Raw genomic sequence first — 2,464 nt, 5'->3', positions numbered from 1 at the left:
TCCTACGGCCACGGCGGACCGGCAAACGGCCACCGCAGCTACGACGCGGCCTACCGCGCGTCGGGCCCGTCCGGCTTCGATCCCGTCCGGTCGTCGCAGCGGCCGCTCGATATGGGTTTCGAGGGTGCGGGCTTCGAGCAGCGCGGCTTGCGTGAAAACGAGCAAGCGGCTTTCGATGCCGGTCCGCTTGCCAGCGCCGATGCACGCGCAGGGCAGGATGAAGCGGCCGAGACCCTGCTCGGCGCGGTGCTGGGCGCGGCGCGCGCCCAGGTGCATGAAAACTACATCGTCGCCCAGACCAGGGATTCGCTCATCATCGTCGACCAGCATGCGGCGCATGAACGGCTGGTCTACGAGGCGCTGAAGAATGCGCTGCACTCGCGCCCGGTGCCCTCGCAGATGCTGCTTTTGCCCGAGATCATCGACCTGCCGGAAGAGGACGCCGAGCGGCTTGCGCTGCATTCGGAAACGCTGGCCCGCTTCGGTCTCGGCATCGAGCGCTTCGGCCCCGGCGCCGTCGCGGTGCGCGAGACGCCGTCGATGCTGGGCGAGACCAATGTCGGGCAATTGGTGCGCGACCTCGCCGACGAGATCGCCGACAACGACACGGTCGACACGCTGAAGGAGCGGCTGGACAAAATAGCCGCGACCATGGCCTGCCACGGCTCTGTGCGCTCCGGCCGCCTGCTCAAGGCCGAGGAGATGAACGCGCTGCTGCGGCAGATGGAGGCGACGCCCGGTTCGGGCACCTGCAACCACGGCCGCCCAACCTATATCGAACTCAAGCTGGCGGACATCGAACGGCTTTTCGGGCGGCGGTAGCTGCGGACGGATTGCGGGCCATCGCTTCACCGCTCGTAGGTGCCGGTGTTGACCAGCAATGCCGAGACCACCGTTCGCCCGTGGGCGAATGCCGCGCCGGCTCCACGCACCGCTGTTGCCAGAAGCGCGGCGGTCAGCAATAGCGCGCCGCCGCCAGCAGGAGCGGAGGCACGTCATCGAGACCGAGCTTGATCGCCGCCCAGGTCAGACCCCAGATCAGCGACATCACCGCGAAGAAGGCGAGATTGCGAACCACCAGATTCGCCGTTCAGCGCAATCCCTGGCGATCGACGAATATCCGGTGGATGTCGATCCGCTCCGGCAGTTCGATCAGGAACTCGGGATCGCGGTCCAGATGATGGACTTTGGTCGGTTCGCCTTTGGTAAAGGCGGTCATCGCCTGCATGTCGGCCCAATACGAGATGGTTGTGAACCACGTCTCGGCATCGCGGTCCGCGCGCAGCAATTGGACGCCAAGCGCTGTCTTCTCGAGGGGCGGAATACCCTCGGCACGCAGGTATGGCTCATAGGCGTCGGCGATGTCGCGGCGGGTGCGGCCGCGCCAGATGCGCGCGATGGTCGGTTTGGTCGGCATGAGGTTCTCCTTCAGTCAGGCGGACAGCAACTGAGCGTAGCGGACACCGGCTGTGATCAGCCGTGAACACGACCCAGGAAATCATGGACCAGCGGCAGCGCGTCGTCGAAATGTGTCTCGAGCAGCCAGTGACCCGCCCCCTCGATCAGATGCAGTTCCGCATCGGGCAGATCGCGATGATAGGCCCGTGCCGACGCCGCGGGCATATAGCCGTCCTCTGGCCCCCAAACGATCAGCGTGGGCGGATGGTGTTCACGCAAATAAGCCTGGTAGCGCGGAAACCAGGTGAGATTGGCTTCCAGCTTCTCCATCAGACCGACGGCGATCTGCCGACGAACCGGCGTGTTCATCAGTGGCCAGTGAAGGCTCCAGAGATCGGGCGCCACGCGCGTGGCGATGTCGTCAGCCACTTCTCCGATGAACTCGGCCCGGAACCCGTCCTCACTTACCGCGGCCTCGAGCGGACGGTGCTTGTCGGGCGTCTTGTCGGCCCACCAAGCCTTGATCGTGGCGTATTTGGGGCCAAGCACGTCCTCGTAGATGTCGCCGTTCTGGATGATCAGGGCACTGATCCGCTCGGGGTGCGAGATCGAATGCCGGAGTCCTATCTGCGAGCCGTAATCATGCAGCCACAAGGCGTAGCGCTCGAGACCGAATTCATCGGCAAGTTTGGAAAGCACGTCGCAATAGGCGTCGAAATCATAGCCAAAGGCGGCCGGATCTGGTGTGCCACTGTATCCGAAGCCCGGCCAGTCGAATGCAATCGTTCGCCAGCGGTCGGCGAGCGCCGGCATCAGTCGGCGGAATTGGAACGAAGAGCAGGGATAGCCGTGCGGCAACAGCAAGACAGGTGCTTCTGGCGGCCCTGCCTCGCGATAGAAAATGGATAGATCACCCAGTTGCATGCGTCGGTGCGTCGTTGCACCCGGCATTCGGACCTCCGTCGAATAAACACCGGCTAAACGCGTTTGACCGAGGCATCGTTCCCGAATGAGGGAAGCGGACGGCCGGCAATATTCATCTCTTCAAATTCACCACGATGACACC

At 64.0% G+C, this 2,464-nt stretch carries 3 protein-coding genes and 1 pseudogene; 1 reads left to right on the top strand and 3 read right to left on the bottom strand.

Features of this window, described 5'->3' with window-relative positions; genetic code table 11:
- Window positions 1–822, top strand: a pseudogene (locus tag EN939_RS29765) (DNA mismatch repair endonuclease MutL); the annotation flags it as partial.
- A gap of 133 nt (window positions 823–955) precedes the next feature.
- Here EN939_RS29765 and EN939_RS39765 read toward each other — a convergent pair.
- From EN939_RS39765 to EN939_RS29750, 3 genes are read right to left on the bottom strand one after another with little or no spacing between them, the layout of a single operon-like run.
- The gene (locus EN939_RS39765; protein ID WP_256748382.1) at window positions 956–1,078 is read right to left on the bottom strand and encodes a hypothetical protein; all 123 of its coding nucleotides are present in this window, start codon (window positions 1,076–1,078) and stop codon (window positions 956–958) included.
- Window positions 1,079–1,090: 12 nt separating this feature from the next.
- Window positions 1,091–1,417: an antibiotic biosynthesis monooxygenase family protein gene (locus EN939_RS29755; RefSeq protein WP_127271242.1), complete on the bottom strand. Its 327-nt coding sequence runs from the start codon at window positions 1,415–1,417 to the stop codon at window positions 1,091–1,093.
- A gap of 56 nt (window positions 1,418–1,473) precedes the next feature.
- Entirely contained in the window at window positions 1,474–2,349 is an 876-nt protein-coding gene (locus EN939_RS29750; protein ID WP_127271241.1) for an alpha/beta fold hydrolase, read from the bottom strand.
- Window positions 2,350–2,464 lie beyond the last annotated feature (115 nt).

It is taken from the genome of Mesorhizobium sp. M7A.F.Ca.CA.002.05.1.1 (assembly GCF_003998335.1).
In the GTDB taxonomy this organism is placed as follows: Bacteria; Pseudomonadota; Alphaproteobacteria; order Rhizobiales; family Rhizobiaceae; genus Mesorhizobium.
The sequence above is the reverse complement of the archived record's forward strand: the minus strand, read 5'-3'. Positions and strand labels throughout refer to the sequence as shown.